Source organism: Rhodococcus sp. W8901, assembly GCF_013348805.1.
In the GTDB taxonomy this organism is placed as follows: domain Bacteria; phylum Actinomycetota; class Actinomycetes; order Mycobacteriales; family Mycobacteriaceae; genus Prescottella.
The window spans coordinates 5378982-5398595 of the sequence record NZ_CP054690.1; the positions used below are offsets into that span (position 1 = coordinate 5378982).

Annotated in this window: 19 protein-coding genes; 6 read left to right on the top strand and 13 right to left on the bottom strand. The window is 65.8% G+C overall.

The annotated features are described in order from the left end of the window. Positions 1-31 precede the first annotated feature (31 nt). Positions 32-1183, bottom strand: coding sequence for a Rieske 2Fe-2S domain-containing protein (locus tag HUN07_RS25060; RefSeq protein ID WP_174913816.1), 1152 nt, complete (start codon positions 1181-1183; stop codon positions 32-34). Positions 1184-1446: 263 nt separating this feature from the next. Here HUN07_RS25060 and HUN07_RS25065 point away from each other — a divergent pair, with 263 nt between their 5' ends. Then, positions 1447-2301, top strand: a complete 855-nt coding sequence (locus HUN07_RS25065; protein WP_174913819.1) for an alpha/beta hydrolase — start codon at positions 1447-1449, stop codon at positions 2299-2301. 20 nt (positions 2302-2321) lie between these two features. Here the strand turns inward: HUN07_RS25065 and HUN07_RS25070 are convergent, their stop codons facing one another. From HUN07_RS25070 to HUN07_RS25115, 10 genes are all read right to left on the bottom strand, one after another. Continuing rightward, complete coding sequence (locus HUN07_RS25070; protein ID WP_174913822.1) at positions 2322-2648, bottom strand: putative quinol monooxygenase; 327 nt, start codon at positions 2646-2648, stop codon at positions 2322-2324. 17 nt (positions 2649-2665) lie between these two features. Continuing rightward, positions 2666-4315 (bottom strand): chaperonin GroEL, encoded by a 1650-nt coding sequence (gene groL, locus HUN07_RS25075; protein ID WP_174913825.1) that lies wholly within the window; start codon positions 4313-4315, stop codon positions 2666-2668. Positions 4316-4378: 63 nt separating this feature from the next. Continuing rightward, positions 4379-5404 (bottom strand): NAD(P)-dependent alcohol dehydrogenase, encoded by a 1026-nt coding sequence (locus HUN07_RS25080; protein WP_174913828.1) that lies wholly within the window; start codon positions 5402-5404, stop codon positions 4379-4381. Then, the gene (locus tag HUN07_RS25085) at positions 5401-6147 is read right to left on the bottom strand and encodes an iron-sulfur cluster assembly protein (RefSeq protein WP_174913831.1); all 747 of its coding nucleotides are present in this window, start codon (positions 6145-6147) and stop codon (positions 5401-5403) included. The genes HUN07_RS25080 and HUN07_RS25085 overlap by 4 nt, the downstream gene beginning before the upstream one ends. After that, the gene (locus tag HUN07_RS25090) at positions 6144-7190 is read right to left on the bottom strand and encodes an amidohydrolase family protein (protein WP_174913834.1); all 1047 of its coding nucleotides are present in this window, start codon (positions 7188-7190) and stop codon (positions 6144-6146) included. The genes HUN07_RS25085 and HUN07_RS25090 overlap by 4 nt, the downstream gene beginning before the upstream one ends. Positions 7191-7230: 40 nt before the next feature. After that, the gene (locus HUN07_RS25095; RefSeq protein WP_174913837.1) at positions 7231-8277 is read right to left on the bottom strand and encodes a zinc-binding dehydrogenase; all 1047 of its coding nucleotides are present in this window, start codon (positions 8275-8277) and stop codon (positions 7231-7233) included. A 37-nt stretch (positions 8278-8314) separates the two neighbouring features. Then, positions 8315-8659, bottom strand: coding sequence for a propane 2-monooxygenase effector subunit MimD (gene mimD, locus HUN07_RS25100; protein ID WP_174913840.1), 345 nt, complete (start codon positions 8657-8659; stop codon positions 8315-8317). Further along, positions 8656-9762: an aromatic/alkene monooxygenase hydroxylase subunit beta gene (locus HUN07_RS25105; RefSeq protein WP_174913843.1), complete on the bottom strand. Its 1107-nt coding sequence runs from the start codon at positions 9760-9762 to the stop codon at positions 8656-8658. Before HUN07_RS25105 ends, mimD begins: the two co-directional genes overlap by 4 nt. A gap of 52 nt (positions 9763-9814) precedes the next feature. Then, positions 9815-10852 (bottom strand): 2Fe-2S iron-sulfur cluster-binding protein, encoded by a 1038-nt coding sequence (locus HUN07_RS25110; RefSeq protein ID WP_174913846.1) that lies wholly within the window; start codon positions 10850-10852, stop codon positions 9815-9817. An 80-nt stretch (positions 10853-10932) separates the two neighbouring features. Then, complete coding sequence (locus tag HUN07_RS25115) at positions 10933-12564, bottom strand: methane monooxygenase (RefSeq protein ID WP_174913849.1); 1632 nt, start codon at positions 12562-12564, stop codon at positions 10933-10935. Positions 12565-12881: 317 nt separating this feature from the next. Between HUN07_RS25115 and HUN07_RS25120 the strand changes: the two genes are divergently transcribed. Both HUN07_RS25120 and HUN07_RS25125 read left to right on the top strand, forming a co-directional pair. After that, entirely contained in the window at positions 12882-14540 is a 1659-nt protein-coding gene (locus tag HUN07_RS25120) for a sigma-54-dependent Fis family transcriptional regulator (RefSeq protein ID WP_174913852.1), read from the top strand. A 249-nt stretch (positions 14541-14789) separates the two neighbouring features. Next, entirely contained in the window at positions 14790-15392 is a 603-nt protein-coding gene (locus HUN07_RS25125; protein ID WP_174913855.1) for a hypothetical protein, read from the top strand. 25 nt (positions 15393-15417) lie between these two features. Here HUN07_RS25125 and HUN07_RS25130 read toward each other — a convergent pair whose 3' ends face one another. Next, on the bottom strand, positions 15418-15747 hold the full coding sequence (locus tag HUN07_RS25130; protein ID WP_174913858.1) for a winged helix-turn-helix transcriptional regulator: 330 nt from the start codon (positions 15745-15747) through the stop codon (positions 15418-15420). Positions 15748-15824: 77 nt separating this feature from the next. Between HUN07_RS25130 and HUN07_RS25135 the strand changes: the two genes are divergently transcribed. Next, positions 15825-16448, top strand: coding sequence for a malonic semialdehyde reductase (locus tag HUN07_RS25135; protein ID WP_174913861.1), 624 nt, complete (start codon positions 15825-15827; stop codon positions 16446-16448). 7 nt (positions 16449-16455) lie between these two features. Here HUN07_RS25135 and HUN07_RS25140 read toward each other — a convergent pair whose 3' ends face one another. Further along, positions 16456-17343, bottom strand: coding sequence for a D-alanyl-D-alanine carboxypeptidase family protein (locus tag HUN07_RS25140; RefSeq protein ID WP_114723970.1), 888 nt, complete (start codon positions 17341-17343; stop codon positions 16456-16458). A 111-nt stretch (positions 17344-17454) separates the two neighbouring features. Here HUN07_RS25140 and HUN07_RS25145 point away from each other — a divergent pair, with 111 nt between their 5' ends. Beyond that, entirely contained in the window at positions 17455-18141 is a 687-nt protein-coding gene (locus HUN07_RS25145) for a response regulator transcription factor (RefSeq protein WP_174913864.1), read from the top strand. Continuing rightward, a complete protein-coding gene (locus HUN07_RS25150; protein WP_174913867.1) occupies positions 18138-19556 on the top strand; it encodes a sensor histidine kinase in 1419 nt (472 codons plus the stop codon). Before HUN07_RS25145 ends, HUN07_RS25150 begins: the two co-directional genes overlap by 4 nt. Positions 19557-19614: the final 58 nt, after the last annotated feature.

Consider the following 19614-nt stretch of genomic DNA (forward strand, 5'->3'; position numbering starts at 1 on the left):
GCCTAACCGTTAAGCCCCTTACCTGCGGAAACTAGTTGGATACGGCGGCCGCGGCGGTGCGACGCTCGATGTTCTCGGCGACCTCCCGCTGCCAGGCCGCGACGGGCTTGGTGGTGTCCATCTCGAACTCGAAGCGGTTCACCATGTCCGGGGTGATGTCGGCGACGTCGACGTAGAACTGCTCGTACCAGCGACGCAACTGGTACACCGGCCCGTCCTCCTCGCACAGCAGTGGATTCTCGATCCGGGTCTTGTTCTTCCAGATCGCGACGTCCTGCTCGAAGCCGATCGTGATGTACGACGCCATGCTGGTGGCCAGCTCCTGCGCCTCCTCGCCCCGGATCTCGTCGGTCTGCTTGACCTTGATGCCGTACATGAGCACGAACTTGTCCGGCGTGATCGGGTAGTGGCAGTTGATCAGGATCGAGTCGATGTCGAAGTCGGGATAGCGGTACTTGAGTTCGTCGACCATGAAGGACGGCCCGTAATACGCCGCCACGGAGTCGTTTCCGATCGGAGTGGTCTTCTCCGCCCCGGCCCGGCGCATGTCTTCCCGACCGACGCCCTCGTAGTACTGCGTGGCGACGTGGCCCTCGAAGATGTTCTTGAACTTGATCGGAAAGCCGTAGTGCACGTAGAAGAAGTGCGCCATGTCGACCACGTTGTCGATGATCTCGCGACAGTTGGTGTCGATGGTGATCGACTTCCACACCCAGTCGGTCCACTCCTCACCGGGCTGGCTCATGTCCGGGATCGTGACCTCCGGCGGCGGCGGGTTGCCCTCGGGGTCGTGCCAGACGAACACCAGTCCGTCCTTCTCCATCGTGGTCCATGCGCGGGTCCGGGCCAGCGGGGGCACGCGGCGGGCATACGGGATATCGGTGCACCTGCCCTTGCCGTTCCACCGCCAGTCGTGGAACGGGCACGCCACCGAATCGCCCTTGACCTCGCCCTGACTCAGGTCGCCACCCATGTGCCGGCAGTACGCGTCGAGCACCTGCAGCTCGCCCTGGCTGTCCGCGAAGACCACCAGCTTGGTGCCGAACGCGTGCACCGGGTGCGGCTTGCCGTCGTTGAGGTCCCGCGTGAGTCCGACGCAGTGCCAGCCCCGCGCGAATCGCGTCGGCGCCGCACCGGCGTCGATCATCCGAACTTCTTCGCTATCCGTCTCTATCGCCGTCATGTCCGCTCCCCGAATCCCTTTCGGTGAAATTGTTCGATCGTTCGATCAACCGCTCGGGCGATCGCGTGTCCTGGCTCACAATCCGACAGGTGTCCGGTGAGAGTGACACGGATCTCACTCAATGGGACCGAATCGGACCATTTGTCCTCGATTGGTGACCAAAGTCCATACGGATCCGGCGATTGAATGCCCGCTCCGACGACCGGCGGGGCATCGTGGAGGAAGCACTGGGTACGCGTTCCACGACCCGGAAGGATCCGCCGATGTCCGACACCCCCGCGGCGCAGTCACCCGATCCGACGGCCTCGAACGGTGCACCGCCGGTCATGTTCGTCCACGGCCTGTGGCTGGCGGCCTCGTCCTGGGATCCGTGGCGCGAGAAGTTCGGCGCGGCAGGGTTCTCGACCCTCGCCCCCACCTGGCCCGGCGAGGCGCCGACCGTCACCGACACCCGCGCCCACGCCGACGACCAGGCCGGCATCGGGATCGACGAGGTCACCGCCCATTTCGCCGAGGCGATCGCGCCACTGGGACGCAAACCGATCGTCGTCGGGCACTCGTTCGGCGGCCTGATCGCCCAGAAACTCCTGGCCGCGGACGTCGCCGCCGCCGCGGTCGCGATCGATCCCGCACAGATGCAGGGCGTGAAGGCGCTCCCGTTCGCGCAGCTGCGCTCCTCGTTCCCCGTCCTCGGCAACCCCGTCAACGCCAAACGCAGCGTCACGCTCACCCCGGACGCCTTCGCCTACGGTTTCGGCAACGCGCTCGACCGGAGCGAATCGGACTCGCTGTACGACCACTGGGCCATCCCGTCCCCGGGCCGGCCGCTGTTCCAGGCCGCGTTCGCCAACTTCCTGCCGGGATCACCGGCCCACGTCGACACCAACGTGGAACGCGGACCGCTGCTGATCCTCGGCGGCGGCCAGGACCACACGGTGCCCGAATCGGTCAGTCGCTCGGCGTACCACCGCTATCACCGGGCGCACACCGACAACGACTACCTCGTCTTCCCGGACCGCGGTCACTCGCTGACCGTCGACCACGGCTGGCCCGAGGTGGCCGACACCGTGATCGAGTGGTTGGCGACGAAGGGATTCGGCGCGGCGGTCAGCCACTAGATCCCCCGTCCTATCGGGATCTACCGTTCGATCTCCAGTTCACCCATCCGTGACCAGTCGACTCCGGGAATCTCGGTGTTGATGATGCGCGGAGTCTCACGCAGAGCCGGGCGCATCGCGTCCAGTCCCTTCTCGAAGTGCACGGAACCGACGTGGTCGGCGCCGGCCTGTCCGTCGCGGAACGCCTCGATCAGGACGAACTGCCCGGGACTGTCCACGCTGCGGGTCCATTCGAACCAGAGATTTCCCGGTTCGGCCCGCGTCGCCTCGGTGAATTCCTTGGTGATGACCATCCAGTCGTCCACGCGTTCGTCGAGGACCTCGAACTTCACCACGATAAAGATCACGACGGCTCCAATCTTCGTCAGTAGATATTGGACGGACGGACCATGCCTTCGGCGAGATCGCCGAAGGCCGGGGCCATGATGGCACCAGGATTACCGATGACCTCTTCCACGATGGCGGTCTCGGTCGTGATGAGCAGCGCTGCAATCGATGCCGCGCTTTCGAGGGCGGCACGGGTAACCTTGAAAGGGTCGATCACGCCGTCGTCGAACATGTCGCCGTACGCCCCGGTGAGCGCGTTGAACCCGTGCCCCAGCGGCAGGTCGGCGACCACCCTGACGACGTCGTCGCCATCGAAACCCGCGTTGATCGCGATCCAGCGCAGCGGTTCGTCCAGGGCCCGCCGGACGACGTCGCACCCGATCGCCTCGTCCCCGGCAAGATCGACGTCTGTGAGCGCGCGATGCGACTGTGCCAGCGCGGTTCCGCCCCCGGACACTATCCCCGCCTCGACTGCAGCACGGGTGGCGGCCAGAGCGTCCTCGACACGGAGCATCCGCTCCTTGAGCTCCACGCTGGTGGCGCCTCCGACGCGGATCACGGCCACCCGCCCCGTGAGCCGGGCGATGCGCAGTTCGAGGCTGTCCCGATCGGCATCGATCTTGGCCCGCTCGAGCTGAGCCTCCAGCTGCCCGACTCGGGCATCGAGGAGACGCTGATCCCCGTGTCCGCCGACAATGGTCGTCTCGTCCTCGGTCACGGTGATCCGGTCACACGACCCGAGGCGTTCGAGTGTCACCTCCGACAGCTCGATGCCGGTGTCCTTGGCAATGACGTGCCCCCCGAGCGCCACCGCGAGGTCTTCCAGTTCGGCGACACGGCGGTGTCCGAACCCCGGTGCGCGGACGACCACCGACTGCATCGTCCTGTGCATGTTGCCGCCGACGAGGAGCTGCAGAGCCGGGCCGTCGACATCCTCGGCCAGCACGACCAGGGGCCGGTCGGCGCGCTTGGCCACCTCGATGCTCGGCATGATGTCCTGCACCTGGGTGATCTTCTTGTTGGTGAGCAGAATCAGCGGATGGTCGTGGACGGCTTCCATCCGCTCGGGGTCGGTGACCATGTAACCGGACGTGTAACCGTGATCGAATGCGATCCCGTCGACGATCTCGACCGACAGCCCGAGTGCTTCGCTCTCTTCGGTGGTGACGACCCCCGACTCGCCGACGTAGTCGACTGCCTGTGCGACAACATCTCCGATCGACTCGTCATCGCTCGCGGCGAGCGTCGCGATCCGCTGCAGGTCGTCCCGACCCCCCACCTGAGTCGCCTGATCACGGAGCGCCTCGACGACCACCGTCACGGCCCGTTCGATACCCCGGCGCACACGCATGGGGTTGGCGCCGGCTTCGACCGAACGAAGCCCCTCGCGAACCATCGCCTGGGCCAGCACGGTCGCGGTGGTGGTGCCGTCGCCGACCACACCGTTGGTCTTCATCGCCACTTCCTTGACCAGCTGCGCGCCCATGTTGGCGAAGGGCTCACGGAGCTGGATCTCCCGTGCGATCGTCACGCCGTCGTTGGTGATCGTGGGCGGTCCGGTGAGCTTCTCGAGCACCGCGTTGCGACCCTTGGGGCCGAGGGTCACCTTCACCGCGTCGGCAAGGGCGTTGACGCCCTGCTCGAGCCGCGATCGCGCATCCGTGTTGTACCGCAGCTCCTTGGCCATGGCCGGCATTCCTTTCGTGGATTTCTGTTGCGGGAGAAGTGCATCTGCGGGAGAACGCGGCTGTCAGGGGACGAGAATCGCCCGGCCTCGCACTCTCCCGGCGTCGAGATCGTCGAGTGCTTGCTGAAAGTCCTCGAGGGGGTACTCGGTGGTGTGCAAGGTGACCTTGCCCTGGGCCGCCAGGGTCATGAGCTCCTGCAGGTCGTTGTAGGTGCCGACGAGATTCCCGATGAAGTTGATCTCCGCGGAGATCACGTCGATCGTCGGGACGTCGATGTTCTCGCCGTAACCGACGACGTAGTAGTTGCCGGCGCGACGCAACACCGAGATCCCTTCGCGAGTGGCGCCACCCTCTCCGACGAAGTCGACGACGGCTTCGGCGCCCTGCCCGCCGGTCAGCTCCAGGACCTGCTGGACGTGGGTACCGTCGGCGACGATGCCGTGATCCGCACCGATCTCCACCGCGAGGTCGACGGCGGCGGGATTGCGATCGAGGACGACCACGGTCACTCCGGAGATCGCCTTGAGGACTTGGATGCCGATGTGGCCGAGCCCTCCCGCCCCGATCACCACGCACACATCTCCGGGTCTGGTCGCCGTCGCGACCTTCGCTACGGCGTGGTACGCCGTCAGGCCGGCGTCGGCGAGAGCGGCGACATCGGCCGGCTCGAGCGAGTCGTCGATCCGTACGACGCTGCGCGCCGTGGTCCGCAGGTATTCGGCATAGCCGCCGTTGAAGTCGATCCCGGGAAACTTGCTGTTCTCGCAGTGGACGTCGTCACCGGACCGGCAGGCACGGCACAGTCCACACGTGATGAGCGGGTGCAGGATCACCTTGTCGCCGACGGCGACGTTGGTGACGGCGTCGCCCACGGCGTGTACCCAGCCCGCGTTCTCGTGGCCGATCGTGTACGGCAGTTCGACGCCGCTCTTCTTCTCCCACTGCCCCTCGAGAATGTGCAGATCGGTCCGGCACACGCCTGCACCACCGATTCGCACGATGACGTCGAGCGGGCCCTCGACCACAGGTTCCGGGATGTCGGTGAGCTGCAGCTTGGTGTGGTATCCGACGACCTGTACGGCCTTCATCGCAGGCTCCTGGTGGTTCTGAGATCGGTGATCCGGGGTGTGGTGCCGACGGAGTCGCCGTCGGCGTAACGGGTGGCGAGCAGACCGCGACAGAAGTGCGCATTGCCTTCCATCGAGATGCGAACGGATTTCGCGAACCTCAGGCGCAGAGGTACCGAATCGGGAGCGATGCGCTGCCCGTTGTCGTCGACGAACACCCGACTGGCAGGGCACACACTCAACCCGAGACGGACGCGGCGGCGCAGCAGTGCGGTCTTGGCCCTTCCTGCTGCAAGGTCACCGAGGGTGAGCTTGTGGATCTCGTTCACGCCCAGGGTCGTCCGCTTCAGGTGGGCTTCGACGCACCGTTCCATTGCGGCCGAATGAGCCTTGGACAGAAAGGTTCTGCGCAATTCGTGCAGACTCTCCTCCGCCTCGGAACCGAACGTTCCGATGTATCCCGCGTCGGCGGCCAGGCCGGCGTTGATCTTGCCGCTGTCGTGGTGGTCGTCCAGCAGAACTCGAACCTCACCGATGTCCTCGACGAGCCGCAGGGCGTCGAGCGCGTCCGACGCCATCAGGTAGGCGAAGTTCGGTGAGCAGAAGGCGGTGGGGAGCCTCAGATGGACGGTGACCCCGTCGTCGTCGAGCGTGATCGAACGGACGAAGCCCAGTTCGGTGATGGGTTCGTCCAGCTCCGGGTCGACGACCGTAGCGAGGGCCTCGACAACGTCGGTCTCCGCGCAGGCAACGGCGGCCGTCATGACGACACGGCCTCTCGGGCACCGGCAGCGACCTCGACACCTTCCTGTCCGGCAGGCTCGTCCAGTCGCAGGTGCGCGGGAACGTCCAGATCGTAGAGGGCTGCCGCGTTGAGTCCGAGGATCTTCCTCTTCTGGTCGACGGTGATCGGGGCGTACTCACCGAGCATGTCCTCGGGAATCTGGAAGTCGACGAACTTCTCGATCAGCCACTTGGGGGTCCAGATCGCGTAGTCGCTTCCGAAGAGGATCTTGTCCTCGCCGATCCAGTAGAGGAGTTCACCGATGATCTGGGCGAAGTACCGGGGCCTGCTGTGGATGAACGGCAAGGCGACCGCGAGCCCGCCGTAGACATTCGATTCCTGAGTGGCGATCCAGCAGAAGTCCTCGAGCCGCGGCAGACCGACGTGCTCCACGACGAACCGCAGATCCAGGTAGTCGGTGGCGACCTTGTCGATGTCGGACACATCGAAGGCGTCGCGATCGAGCGGACGGATCGTCGGCCCCTTGTGGACGTGAATGTTCCTGATACCCAGCTCGATACATTCCTCCAGGTACCGCCTCGACCACGGATCGTCGAGCTTGTATCCGCGGGAGTCACCATGCCACTCCGCGGTGTAGAGCTTGACGCCCTGCAGGTTCATCCGGGCCGCGTCCCTGCGCAGTTGCTCGAGGCCGGCCTCCTCGTGTCGGGGGTCGTACGCATGGTTGTAGGTGAGCTTCCCCGGGTTCTTGCGCACCAGCGCGAGCGCCTCTTCGGTCTGTCCGAACCCGTTGTGGTAGAAGTCGTTCAGCAGGGTTGCCTGGAAGATCGCATGGTCGACGTATCCGTCCACGAAGATGTCGCGCTCGAACCTGTCGGCACCGTAGTAGGTGTAGGTGTCGTAGTCCCACAGGACTTCTTCGGGGCTGAGGTTCTTGTGGTAGTCGTAGAAGCAGTCGATGAACTGCTTGCCATGCACGTTCTTCTGGTTCGACTGGCGCGCGTCCCAGAGGTGTACGTGACCGTCGACGATGAAATACTTTTCACCATTCTTCTCATACATTCTGCAAGCTCCAATCGCTGGAATCTGTTGATGGACGCGATCATCGAGAGATAGTGACCTTCAAAGCGTCGTGGGCATCCGCATGAGCGAAGACTTCGTATGCTTCGACCATCTGGTCGAGGCCGAACGAGTGGGTACCGAACGCGCCGGCGTCGATCCGGCCGTGCTCCACCAGGTCCAGGAGAGTCGCGATTGTCGTGCCGTTGACCAAGCCGGTGGTGATCGTGATGTTGTTGATCCAGAGTTCCTCGAGTCGCAGGCTCACGGGCTTTCCGTGCACACCCACATTGGCGATGTGCCCCCCGGGTCGGACCAGCGTGGTGCACAGCTCGAAGGTCTCCGGGATGCCGACCGCCTCGATCGCTACGTGTGCGCCTTGACCACCGGTGAGTTCCAGGATGCGTTCGCGCACATCATCTCGGCCGCTGTTGAGCGTCTCGTCTGCACCGAAGTCGAGCGAGCGTTTGAGTCTCGCGTCGGAGAGGTCCACGGCAACCACCGTCGCGGCGCCGTACAGTTCGGCGGTGCTGACCGCGGACAATCCGACGGGTCCGGCGCCGACCACGACGACGGTGTCGCCGGGCCGGACGTGAGCGTTCTGCACTCCGATCTCGAATCCTGTGGGGAGAATGTCGGCCAGGAAGATCGCCTGCTCATTGCTCACGGCGTCGGGCAGCACGTGCACGCTGGTCTCGGCGTAGGGCACGCGGACGTACTCGGCCTGCGTTCCATCGATCAGATGCCCGAAGATCCAGCCGATCCCGCCGACCGACGCGCAGTGCGAGGGCATCGCGGCCTTGCAGGGTGCGCACTTGCCGCACGAGGTGATGGCCGGCACGAGCACTCGGTCGCCGACCGCGAGCGAGGTGACTGCCGATCCGACCTCGGTGATCGTGCCGACCGCCTCGTGGCCGAGGACCCGACCGGGTGTGACGGCCGGGACGTCACCCTCCAGGATGTGCAGGTCTGTTCCACAGATCGTGGTCGTATCCACGCGGACCACCACATCGGTGGGTTCGATCAACTGCGCATCGGGAACGTCGGTCCACGACTTCGATTGCGGGCCTTGGAATACAAGCGCTTTCACGACGACCTCCTTCGGTGGGAGAGATGACCGAGCAATGTCACTGACGTTCCGCGAGATCGAAGCCGATGTGCTCGGCGGCATCCTCGGGGCTGGCGAACAGCAATGTCTTGTCATCGAGGTGGACCATGCGCCCGTAGTGGGTGGAGCTGATCTCCTCGAAGATGGAGCCGTCGAATTCTTCGCCCAACGCCTCGGTGAGTTCGGCGTAGTCGAAATCGAGAAGACGGTGGCCGTCGACGCGAATCATCGACGGGTACTCGGTCAGCTCCACCCCCTCTTTCGCGCCCATTACTTCCGCGACGACGCGACCGATGGGGGTGTTCATCAGGGTGACGCCACACATGTTGGAGAACTCGGTGGACGATCCGAATTGCATGCTCACTTGTCCAACTCCTTCGGGATGTCGAGCCCGAGATCTTCGAGCAAAGACCGGAATTTCACGGTGGCAGCGTCGAGACTCGACGCAAAGGTCACCGCCTTGTCGGCCGGCTGCGACCAGATCGGCTGCAGCGCGCGGGCCGCCTCGAGACACCGGGGCACCCACGTGGCCAGCCACGTGCCGAACAGGTCCTTGTTCGACTCCCCGTACTCGGGATCCCTGGTCAACAACCGGTAGAGGTTACGGGTGTAGGTGAGATCGCGGTCGTAGTCGTGTTCGCCGGTGCCCACGATGGTCGGCGTGATGTAGTCGCCGTTGCCGGCGGCGATCTGCATGACGAGTTCGCTGCGGAACAACGAGCCCACCAACTGCTCGAAGACGATGTTGGAGCCGAAGAGCAGTTCACACCAGTCGGGCACCGCGGTCAGTCGCTCGACGACCTCTCGGGTGGGCTGCCACTCGGGGGCGGACTGCCACACCTCCTTGTGCACCGCGCCGTCGAAGTTCTCCGTAGCCTCGGACAGATCCAGGTTGAACAGCGCCAGGTCCTGCGCGAATCGCATCTTGTGGGCGGCGTTCACCGCGACGGCGGTGTTGATCATGTTGGTCGGGCACGACCGTTGGATCGACGTGAACACATGCAGCGCAAGACCGTTCTCGGCGTGCATCCACGCCCCCAGGTTGCGGGCGATGAACGTCAGCCACGGCGTGTTCCAGGCGTCGTAGACACGAGCTCGTTTGGCGTTGGACAGACAGAGCTCGACCTGGTGTACGACTTTGGAGTTGTTTCGATAGATCGTCTGGTCCCACTCCTCGTTCGGGTCGAGGAACGCGTGCCAGTCCGACGACTTCGCAGCCGTCCACTCCTTCGGGTATCCGCCGGGTCCGTCGCCGAAGCCGTATATCCACCCCTGCGACAGGTGACGTTCGGGGTCGGGCTGCACGTCGACGGTCACGTCCTCGTACATCGTCGATCGCAACTTGGCCGGCGTGTAGTAGCTGAACCTGCGGCTTCTGGAGCTGGGAAACTCGAGCGCGCCGGCCTCGGAGTCGGTGAACTCGATCTTGGGAAAGCTGCGCTGCTTGGACCCGGTAGTTGTCGTCATCTCATTTCTCAGTTCTGGTCGGTGAAGCGAGGAAGGTGATACCCAACGGCTGCTACTCGAAGGCCGGGCTGGTGAACTTGTCGTAGAAGACCTGATCCCTCGGCGTGCTGTCGGCCTCGAGCAGTTCGAGCGCGGCATCCACCATCGGTGGCGGTCCGCACAGATAGACCTCGGACTTACGGATCTCCGGTTCGCGGCGGCTCACGACGTCGGTGACGTTGCCCTCCTCGCAGGTGATCGGACCGAACGGCGGCGGGTCCATCGACTCCGAGAAGCAGGCGACGAAGGTGAAGTCCGTCAGGCCCTTCCCGAGCTCGAGGATTTCGTCGACGTAGAACAGGTCCTGCGCGGTGCGGGCGCCGTAGTAGAAGTGCACCTGCCGCGTGTTGCCCGTTTCGCTCATGTGCCGGAGCAGCGAGAGGATCGGCGCCATCCCCGCTCCGCCCCCGATGAAGACCACCGGGAGGACGTGCCCCTGTTTGAGCGTGAACGACCCGTAGGGGCCGGTGAGGGAGATCTCGTCGCCCACCGAGATCCCGTCCTCGAGTAGGCTGGAGAATCTTCCACCCGGATACTTCTTGATGAGGAACTCGACCTGCCCGGGCGTCGATTGTGTCGTCGCCATGGAGAAGGACCGGTGCTCCTCGGTGCCTGGAATCTGCAGGTCCGAATACTGGCCCGGTTTGAACTCGTACGCCCCGACCACCTGGAGCCGCAGCGAAACGATGTCCTTCGTCATCGATTCGATCGCGGCGACCCGGGTGCGCACATCCTGGATGGCGATACCGCCGAGGAGTTCGTCCTCGTCGAAATTCAGTAGCTCGATGGTGCAGTCGCTGAAAACGCGTGAGCGGCAGAGCAGTACGTAGCCCTCGTCGGCCTCCGCGTCGTTGCACGCGAAGGTCGAGTAGTCCTCCATCTGGATCTCGCCGTCGAGGACGTAGGACTTGCATGCCGAGCACCGCCCCTCGCGACAGCCGTGCATCAGGTGAATACCCTGCCGGAACGCGGCATCGAGCACGGTCTCCTCTTCGTCGACTTCCATCTCGATGTCGACGGGCTCGAAATTGATTCGGTGCGTGTCGGCCACGGGTGGTCTCCTGGGCTCGGGAATGAGGTTGAGGCCGCATGTGGCGCCGCGTGGACGCGGCGCCACCGACGGGCCCGGTGTCAGGCCGGCACTCCGCCGGCGCGGTACGCGGCGACGTGGGCATCGCGTTCGCTGTCGGACATTTCGTTCAAGAGCACATTCGGGCTCTGGAACGTATTGCCGCGTACGTCGTCGAGAGTCCACAGCTTCTTCGGGTCGTCCAAGTCGAGGTGCGGCTGGCCGACGAGCGTCCTGCCGTCGTCACGCACGTACCCGAGGTCGTGCACAATGTCGGCGAGATCCTTGCCGTGGTGCAAGGTTTCCCATTCGCGGAATCCCGTGAGCCGCCCCATGTTCGGGGTCGGCCTGCCCTGGTACTCGCTGCGGAACGCGACCGCGTCGGTCCAGTAGCACGTCTCCGAGCAATACGTCCGCCACTGGTCGTCGACCTTCTCCACGACCATGTCCTCGCGGATGAGGGCGGGCACCATGCAGGTCCAGCAGCGGTGCGGGTACTGGTACCCGACCTCCTCGAAAGCGATCGGCTTGTTCCGGCCCGGGTAGGCGAGACGGTTGTATTCCTCCCACCACTTGCCGTACTTCGAGTACCAGCCCGGGTACTTGTGCTCGAACCACTCGAAGTCCTTGTCCGTCATCGCGTCGATCCGCCAGTAGTTGACGGGCCAACCCGTGGCGAAGAACCGGGCCACCTCGTGGACGTAGCCCTTCTCGACGATGCGGTTCCACGCCTCTTCGACCAGATCGTGCGGGATGGTCAGGCCGTACTTCTCGAGCGGGATGAGGTAACTGCGGTAGTAGTCGTCGTAGATCCACCGTCGCCACATCTCGGCATAGCTCTCGCGGTCCTTGCGGCGGTCCTTGGTGCCGTATTCGATGAAGGTGCCGATCGCTGCATCGACCACGCAGTGGTTGTTCCACCACGCGTACCGCAGGTCCCGCTCGAGGAGGGGACGGTTCCGTTCGTCGGCGAGCGCCATCAACAGAATCGAGTAGCCGTTCGAGATGTGCCGCGATTCGTCGGACTGCACCGAGTGGAAGACGGTGGGCAGCAAGTAGTCTCCGTTGGCCGCGGCCTCGTCGGGCATGGCCACGAACAGTGTGTTGGTGAACGCGGTCTCGGCCACCACCGTCAGGTAGATGTTCGCCGCGGTGATCGCGTCACCGGTGATGAACCCTTCACCGAACTGTCTGCCGATGGTGCCGGCGTAGTTGTTCGCGAACGCCTTCTCCGTCATGTCGAAGCCGGCAGGGTCGATGTAGTTGTTCATATACAGCTTCTTGAGGTTCATCTGGATAGTCGAGTGACGAACCTCGTCGATCATCTGAACGGCAAGTCCGTTGTGGATCTCCGGGTTGGGCACGGCGTCGATGGCCATCGGCATGGCCCGCGCCGCCGAGATTTCCGGGAAGGGAATGATCGACAGGAACAACTTCTGCCATTCCAGCCACCGCTGCTGCACCTGCCGGAACATGTTGCCGCGGATCGCGCCGTCCATGGCGCCGTAGACCCGATTGTCCTTTTCCTCCTCCATTGGGAAGTAGGACCGCATGATCTGCTTGAGAGGGTCCTTCTTCGGGGCCTTCTCGAACGTGTAGTCGGTGCCGAACCGGGTGGCCGGGGTCGCGAAAGTCGGCTCCCACGAGAGCTCGGTGATCTTTGCGTGGGCCTTAGTCAGGCTCTGCCTGCTCACTGTGCGCCTCCTGAACGGGGTGCCGGCCGGATGCCGGCTAGGGGGGACGTTGTGCGTCCGATTCAACGCTGTGATACACGGCATATCTGTCTCAGTGTGAGACGAAACTCACATTCACTAGGGCGCCTGCTGCATACACTTGCCCCGCGCGATGACCTCTGGCCCGCCCGAACAGCCGACACGGGAGATCAACGATGGGTTCGCAGACGCCGAACAGCCCACATCCGCATGGGGCATCTACCGGCGATACCCCCCAGGCTCATTTACCGACTGCGGCCGCCGGCTCTCCCGGTCGCCGGCTCGACCATTGGCTCCGCATGTCCTGGTCGCGGTCACGGGTCGTGCTGGGTGACGTCGACCGTCCCGCCGCGGAATACGTCGAGCGACCGCCGGTCGACACCGTTCTCACCCGCGCCGCCCGACCGGTGCTGGCCGCCCTGGCCGCCGAGATCGAGAACGAGCCGGTCTCGCTGATCCTGACCGATGCCACGGGCGTCGTCCTCTGGCGCCGCAGCGGAGACCGCGGATTGCTGACGACACTCGACCGAGTGGACCTCGCTCCCGGATTCCGCTACGCGGAAACACAAGTCGGGACAAATGGGATAGGAACGGCACTGGAGGTCGGGGTGCCCGTTCTGGTCGACGGGAGCCAACACTTCAGCGGGCAGTTGCGTTCGTTCAGCTGTGCCGGGGCGCCGGTGACGCATCCCATCACCGGCGCGATCCTGGGGGTCGTGGACCTGACCACCAGGGCACAGCATTCGAACTCGCTGCTGCTGTCCTTCGCCAAACTGGCCGCCGCCCGCATCAGCGAACGCATCCTCGAGGATGCCCACGAACTGGACCGGGCGGTGTTGAACGACTATCGCGCTGCATGCCAGCATTCGGGACGACCGGTCATAGCCATCGGCGAGGAAGTGCTGATGATCAATGCGTTGACACAGCAACAATTCGACGCGGGTGACCAGATGGCCATCATCGAACACGCCCGGGACGCACGCGGGGTGGCCAAGCCGTTCTCGACCCTCACCGACCTACCGAGTGGCACCACCGCGCGGCTGAGCTACGAGCCGACCTTCGCCGGCGACAAACTGGCCGGGGGCATCGTCCGGATCAAGGCGCAGGTTTCCGCCACGACCCGTTCCCCGCTGGGCGCCGGGCGTGCACCTGCGCTGCGTACGATCGCCGGAAGCAGCGCTGTGTGGCGGCACACCGCCCAGGGTGTGATCGATGCATGCAAGCGGCGGGAATGGCTCGTCCTCGACGGAGAGCCGGGGGTCGGGAAGGCCGCGTTGATCCGGGCGGTGCACCAAAATGTCTGGGCAGGGCACAGACTCGCGCTGCTCGACGCCGCCGAGCTCGACAGCAACGAACTACTCGACCGAGCAGCATCGGAGTTCGACAGCGGATCGGATCTGGCAATACTTCACGCCGACGTCTTGTATGAGCCCGAACTCGTCGAGCTCACGCACGTGCTGCAGGCGGCGCCCCCAGGGCCGCTCGCCCGTGATCCGTGGGTGAGCCTGACCCGACATCCGCAGGCGGTCGACACTTCCTCTCTGCTCCGGCTGTTTCCGAAGTCGATCAGCGTGCCGCCCTTGCGGTATCACCTCGAGGACATCCCTGATCTCGTGCGGGTACTCCTCGACGCGGCCGGGGCCACCGACCTCGTTCTGGCGCCCGCCGCCTTGAACCAGCTCATGCGCCTGGCATGGCGCGGAAATGTGACTCAGTTGCGCGACGTCCTCGAGGAGGTCCATAGGCACCGCCGCTCGGGTGTCATCGAACCGGAGGCGTTACCCGCCGAGTGCCGGGCGACGACCCGCCACAACCTGACCAGGATGCAGGCCCTCGAGCGCGATGCGATCGTCGATGCAATCGCCCTGCACGCCGGTGACAAGACTGCCGCAGCGGCGGCGCTGGGAATGTCTCGCGCAACGATCTACCGCAAGATCCGCGAGTTCGGGATCGTGTAGCTCTGGCGAGATGGACAGAGTCCGATCGGTATTCGGTCCGATGCCCGACCGGTTGTCTCGTTGATCCCGTCAGTACCGTCGACGGTCGACCTCGGCTGGATATGGCCCCGTTCCGACGACTACGGTCTCCATCGACGGCGATGGGTTGCCGGCGTCGGGACGCTCGGACAGCCACCGCTCGAAGGCCCCGCCTACCGGCAGCGCCTGTCGAAGTGGACGTGCAAACGAACGAAGGCTGGTCGCAGAGCAATGACAGATCTCGGCGTGCAGGACCGCCGCACCGCAATCGACGTGACTGCCCGCGCGCTGACCGAGGTCGGTGCGCCGTGGGTCGTCAACATCGTGGCGTCGATGATCATGGGTGTCGCGGTGGGCGCTCCCGGCTGGGGGGCATTCGTCGCGGTGTGCGCCGGCGTCGTCCCGATGGGCGTCATCCTGGCCGGGATGCGGCGGGCGCGGATCGGCGATCACCACGTCACCCGGATCGACGAGCGACATCTGCTGATGGTCGTGCTTCTCGTTGTCGTGTTGGGCGGGTTGGTCGTCCAGATCGTGGCGCACGCGCCGATCGAGATGATCGCGTTCATGTCGGCGGGCCTGGTGGCGCTGCTGGTCGCGGCCGTGATCACCAGCCTCTTCCACTGGAAGGTCAGTGTCCACACCGGTGTGTCGGCAGGCGTGACAGTCGTTCTGGCGCTCGCCGTGTCGCCGTGGTGGCTGCTGACGCTGGTCCTCACACCGTTGATCGGCTGGTCCCGGGTTCACCTCGGAGACCACACGCGCGGGCAGGTCGTCGTCGGCGCGCTCGCCGGAGCGCTCGCCGCCGGCCTGACCTACGCGTCCATCGCCTAGGACGGCTCGTCGGCGCGACCCTCGATCAGGCCGGCAGGTTCTCCGTGGCCCAGGCCGTGATCTCCCGCAGCGCCGGGAGAAGCGCCTGGCCGGACGGCGTCAGACTGTAACTGACAGCGATCGGCGGACCGTCGTCGACCACCCGCTGGACCAGTCCGGCCTTGCCCAGAACGCCGAGCCGCTCGGAGAGCACCGAGTCGCTGATGCCCGCGACCGCGCGGCGCAACTCGGAGAATCCGGCCGGGCCGGACAGCAGGGTCGCGAGAATGACGCCGTTCCAACGCTTCCCGAGAAACTCGAAGGCGCGTGCGAGGGCCGCGTCGCACGCCCTCGGTTCGTGTTCCTTGATCGCCATGCCCCGATCCTAGCAACCAGTGCTACTTTCGACATAGCCACTAGTAATTTAGAAGTCGCAAGGAAGAAGGAAGCATCATGACCGAACTTGCCGAGGGCGTGACCCACACGCTCGGCACCCTCGACGAGGCCGGCCGCGCCGCGCTGTTCACCGAGGCGCGCACCGCGAACACGTTCGCCCCCACCCCCGTCAGCGACGCCGAGCTCGCCGAAATCTGGGAGCTCGCGAAGTGGGCGCCGACGGCAGCCAACACCCAGCCGCTGCGGGTGCTCTTCGTCCGCACCGACGAGGGTCGCGCGCGGCTCGCCCAGCACATGGCCGACGGCAACAAGGCGAAGGTGCAGGCAGCGCCCGCGGTGGCCGTACTCGCGGTGGACACCCGCTTCCACCAGCACATTCCGACAGTGTTCCCGATCCGCCCCGAAATGGCCGACTTCTACGAGGCCAACGAGGAGGTGCGCTCCGGCACCGGGTCGTTCAACTCGGCACTGCAGGCGGGCTACTTCATCCTCGCGGTCCGCGCGCTGGGCCTGGCGGCCGGGCCGATGGCCGGCTTCGACGCCGCCGGGATCGACGGCGAGTTCTTCGCGGACGGGCCGTGGAAGTCGATCCTTGTCGTCAACATCGGCCACCCCGGCGAGAACCCGTGGTTCGACCGTCTCCCCCGGCTCGACCCGGCGGAGACCCTGCACTGGGCCTGAGACGTCGTCAGCTCCCCGTCGCCGCGATCTCGGTGAGCAGGGTGGACGCTCGGTCGATGGCATCGTCGGCCGAGCGTCCCTCGCCCTGCACCGCACCCACCACGAGGCGGCCGGGCGCACCGACGGTCGCGGCGAAGAGAAAGACCCCACCCGCCTCGTCCGTGGTGCCGGTCTTGAGGCCCACCACGCCCTGCCGGCCGAGCAGCCAGTTCGTGTTCCGCACGACCCCGACGCCGGAGATCACCGCGTCGGGCCGTGCCACGATCTCGGCGATCACGGGGTGTCGCATCGCGGCCGCGGCGAGCAGCGTCAGATCGTGCGCGGTGCTGGTCGTCGAAGGCGAGAACCCGCTCGCGTCGGATCCGACCGTGGTGGCGGTCATGCCGAGTGAGCGGACCAGACCGGTCGCCGCCGTCCGGTAGTCGGCGAGCGAACCGAACGCCCACGTGGCGAGGGTGTCCGCCAGGTTGTTGGCCGACGGCAGCAGCATGCCCTCGAGGATCTCCCGTTGGGTCAGCTCTTGTCCCTGCCCGACCACCACCACGGAACCCTCGCGGGCGGCGTAGCTGCGGTACAGCTCGGCGTCGGCCTCCGTCATCGTCAGGACGGGGCCGTCCTCACCCGGCGCCAGCGGTTCCTTCCCCAACACCGTCAACGCGGTGATGATCTTCGCGGTGCTCGCGGTCGGTTGTGGGCGCTGCTTCGGATTCGCGACCCGGACCTGACCGTTCTCGTCGTCGGCGAGCACGTACGCGGTGGACGCCCCGTGTCGGTACAGGCTGACCGGGCCACCGGATCCCGGGGCCGCCATCAGATCCACGAACCAGAGTGCGGCGACGACGAGCAGGATCACGATGGCGATCGGGAGGACGAGCCCCCTTCGAAGGTTGTGCATGCCGTCCACCGTCGCGGCGGCGTATTCGGATCCTGCCGGGGTTGTGTCACCGTTCTGCTACAACGTGTGGCGCTCATTGTGGCGTCCGGTCCCGCCCGGAGGATGGGGTCCATGAGTTCGGTGCTGCTGATCGAGGACGACGACAACCTGCGTGACGCATTCGGTCTCGCGCTCGGTCGTTACGGGCACACGGTGACGCCGGCCGCCTCCGGATCGACCGGGATCGCCGCGCTGGGGAGCGGAACGTTCGACATCGTGGTGCTCGACGTCATGCTCCCGGACGTCGACGGATTCGAGGTGTGTCGGCGGATCCGGTCCGACAGTACCGTCCCGATCGTGATGCTGACCGCCCGCGGCGAGGACGTCGACGTGGTCTCAGGCCTCGAAACCGGGGCTGACGACTACGTGGTCAAGCCGGTTCAGCCGCGGATCCTCGACGCCCGCATCAAGGCGGTACTGCGACGCACGGCCGGAGCCACGGTTCCCGAATCCGCCCGCGAGGTGCACGGCGACCTCGTGATCGACCGCGACGCGTTGACGGTCACCGAGGGTGCCCGTCGGCCCGCTCTCACCCGCACCGAGTGGCAGCTGCTGCTGGCACTCTCGGAGCGTCCCGGTCAGGTGTTCTCCCGGGAACAACTGCTCGAAAGGGTGTGGGGCTTCGACCATCTGGGTGGGTCCCGCCTCGTCGACGCCTGTGTGCAGCGGTTGCGCGCGAAGCTCGAGAAGGATCCGTCGGCACCGCGGTACGTGCAGACGGTACGCGGCTTCGGCTACCGATTCGGGCCGGTCGCATGAGCTGGCGCAGACCCGGGCTGCAGGCCCAACTTGTGGTGGTGCTCTCGGCACTCGCGTTCGTCGCCGCGGTCGCGGCCTCGGCGGCGGTGTACCTCCAGGCGCGCAACAACATCTTCTCGGCGGCCCAGGACCAGATCCTGAACGGGTTCGCCGACACCATCGACGCCGCCTCCGACTGGATCGGACCGGAGCCGACCCGCCGCGAACTGGCGGAGCTCACCATTGTCGGCGACGGCAGCGTGGCGCGCTCCGGGAACGTCCAGGTCGGCAGCTGGCCGTTCGACGTCCCCGACCCGCCGCAGGCGCTGCTGAATCGCGTGGAGCAGTCCCCGATGCCGGTCTTCCAGCGCGAGTCCGGGCACGCCGTGCCGCTCTTCTACGTCGCCGGGCAGATCCGGAACGACTGGAACAGTGAGGAGTTGACTCAACCGGTGCTGGTCACCGCCGTATACAACCTCGCGCAGGCCCAGTCCCAGATCGACAGCCTCGAGCGCCGGGCCGCAGCCGTCGCCGCCGTCGTCGCGGTCCTCGGCGCCCTGATCGGTCTGTGGATGGCACGCAGACTGGTGCTTCCGTTGCGCCAACTCAACGCGGCGGCCGCATCACTCGTCCCGGGCACACCCCGCCGCGAGCTGACCGCCGCGGCCGGACACGAACTGGCCGAGCTGGTCTCGACGTTCAACCGGACTGCGGCAGAACTCGATCGCACCGTCGCCGACCTCGCGGCCAAGGAGGCCGACGCGCGACGCTTCGTCGCCGACGTGTTCCACGAACTCCGCACGCCACTCGCCGCGCTCGTCGCGGTCGCCGAGATCCTCGAGGACGACGCGGCGTCGATGGAGCCCGACACCGCGCGGGCGGCCCGAATCGTGAGCCGCGGCACGGAACGACTCTCCCGACTCACCGAGGACGTCATCGAGATCTCGCGCTTCGACACCGGCCGCGCCGACCTGGACCTGCACGTCCACGATCTGACTGAACTGACCCGGGAATCGCTCGGCACCCGCGGATTCGAGGACCGGGTGCGGCTGATCGACGGCACCCCCGTCCGGAGCACCGTGGACAGGCGGCGGCTGGACATCGTGATCGGGAACCTCGTGGCGAATGCGCTCGCCCACGGACGACCACCGGTCGTGATGACCGTGACCGGGGACGACGAGACGGCCGTCCTCTCCGTCACCGATCACGGCCCGCCCATCCCGGACGACCAGCGCCGACGGTTGTTCGAGCGCTTCTACAAGGCCGACGCGTCCCGCGGCGGCACCGAGGGCAGCGGCATCGGGCTGGCCCTGGTCGAGGAGAACGTCACCCTGCACGGCGGAACCATCACCGTCACATCGGGTTCCGGTGGCAACACCTTCACCGTCAGGCTGCCCCGACTGCCCCGGCTTCCCGGTCATGCGAACGAGACGTGAGCGGCGCACCCCGCCCACACAGGAGACTCACATCCCCACCTCAGGGGTCGCTCGAGGT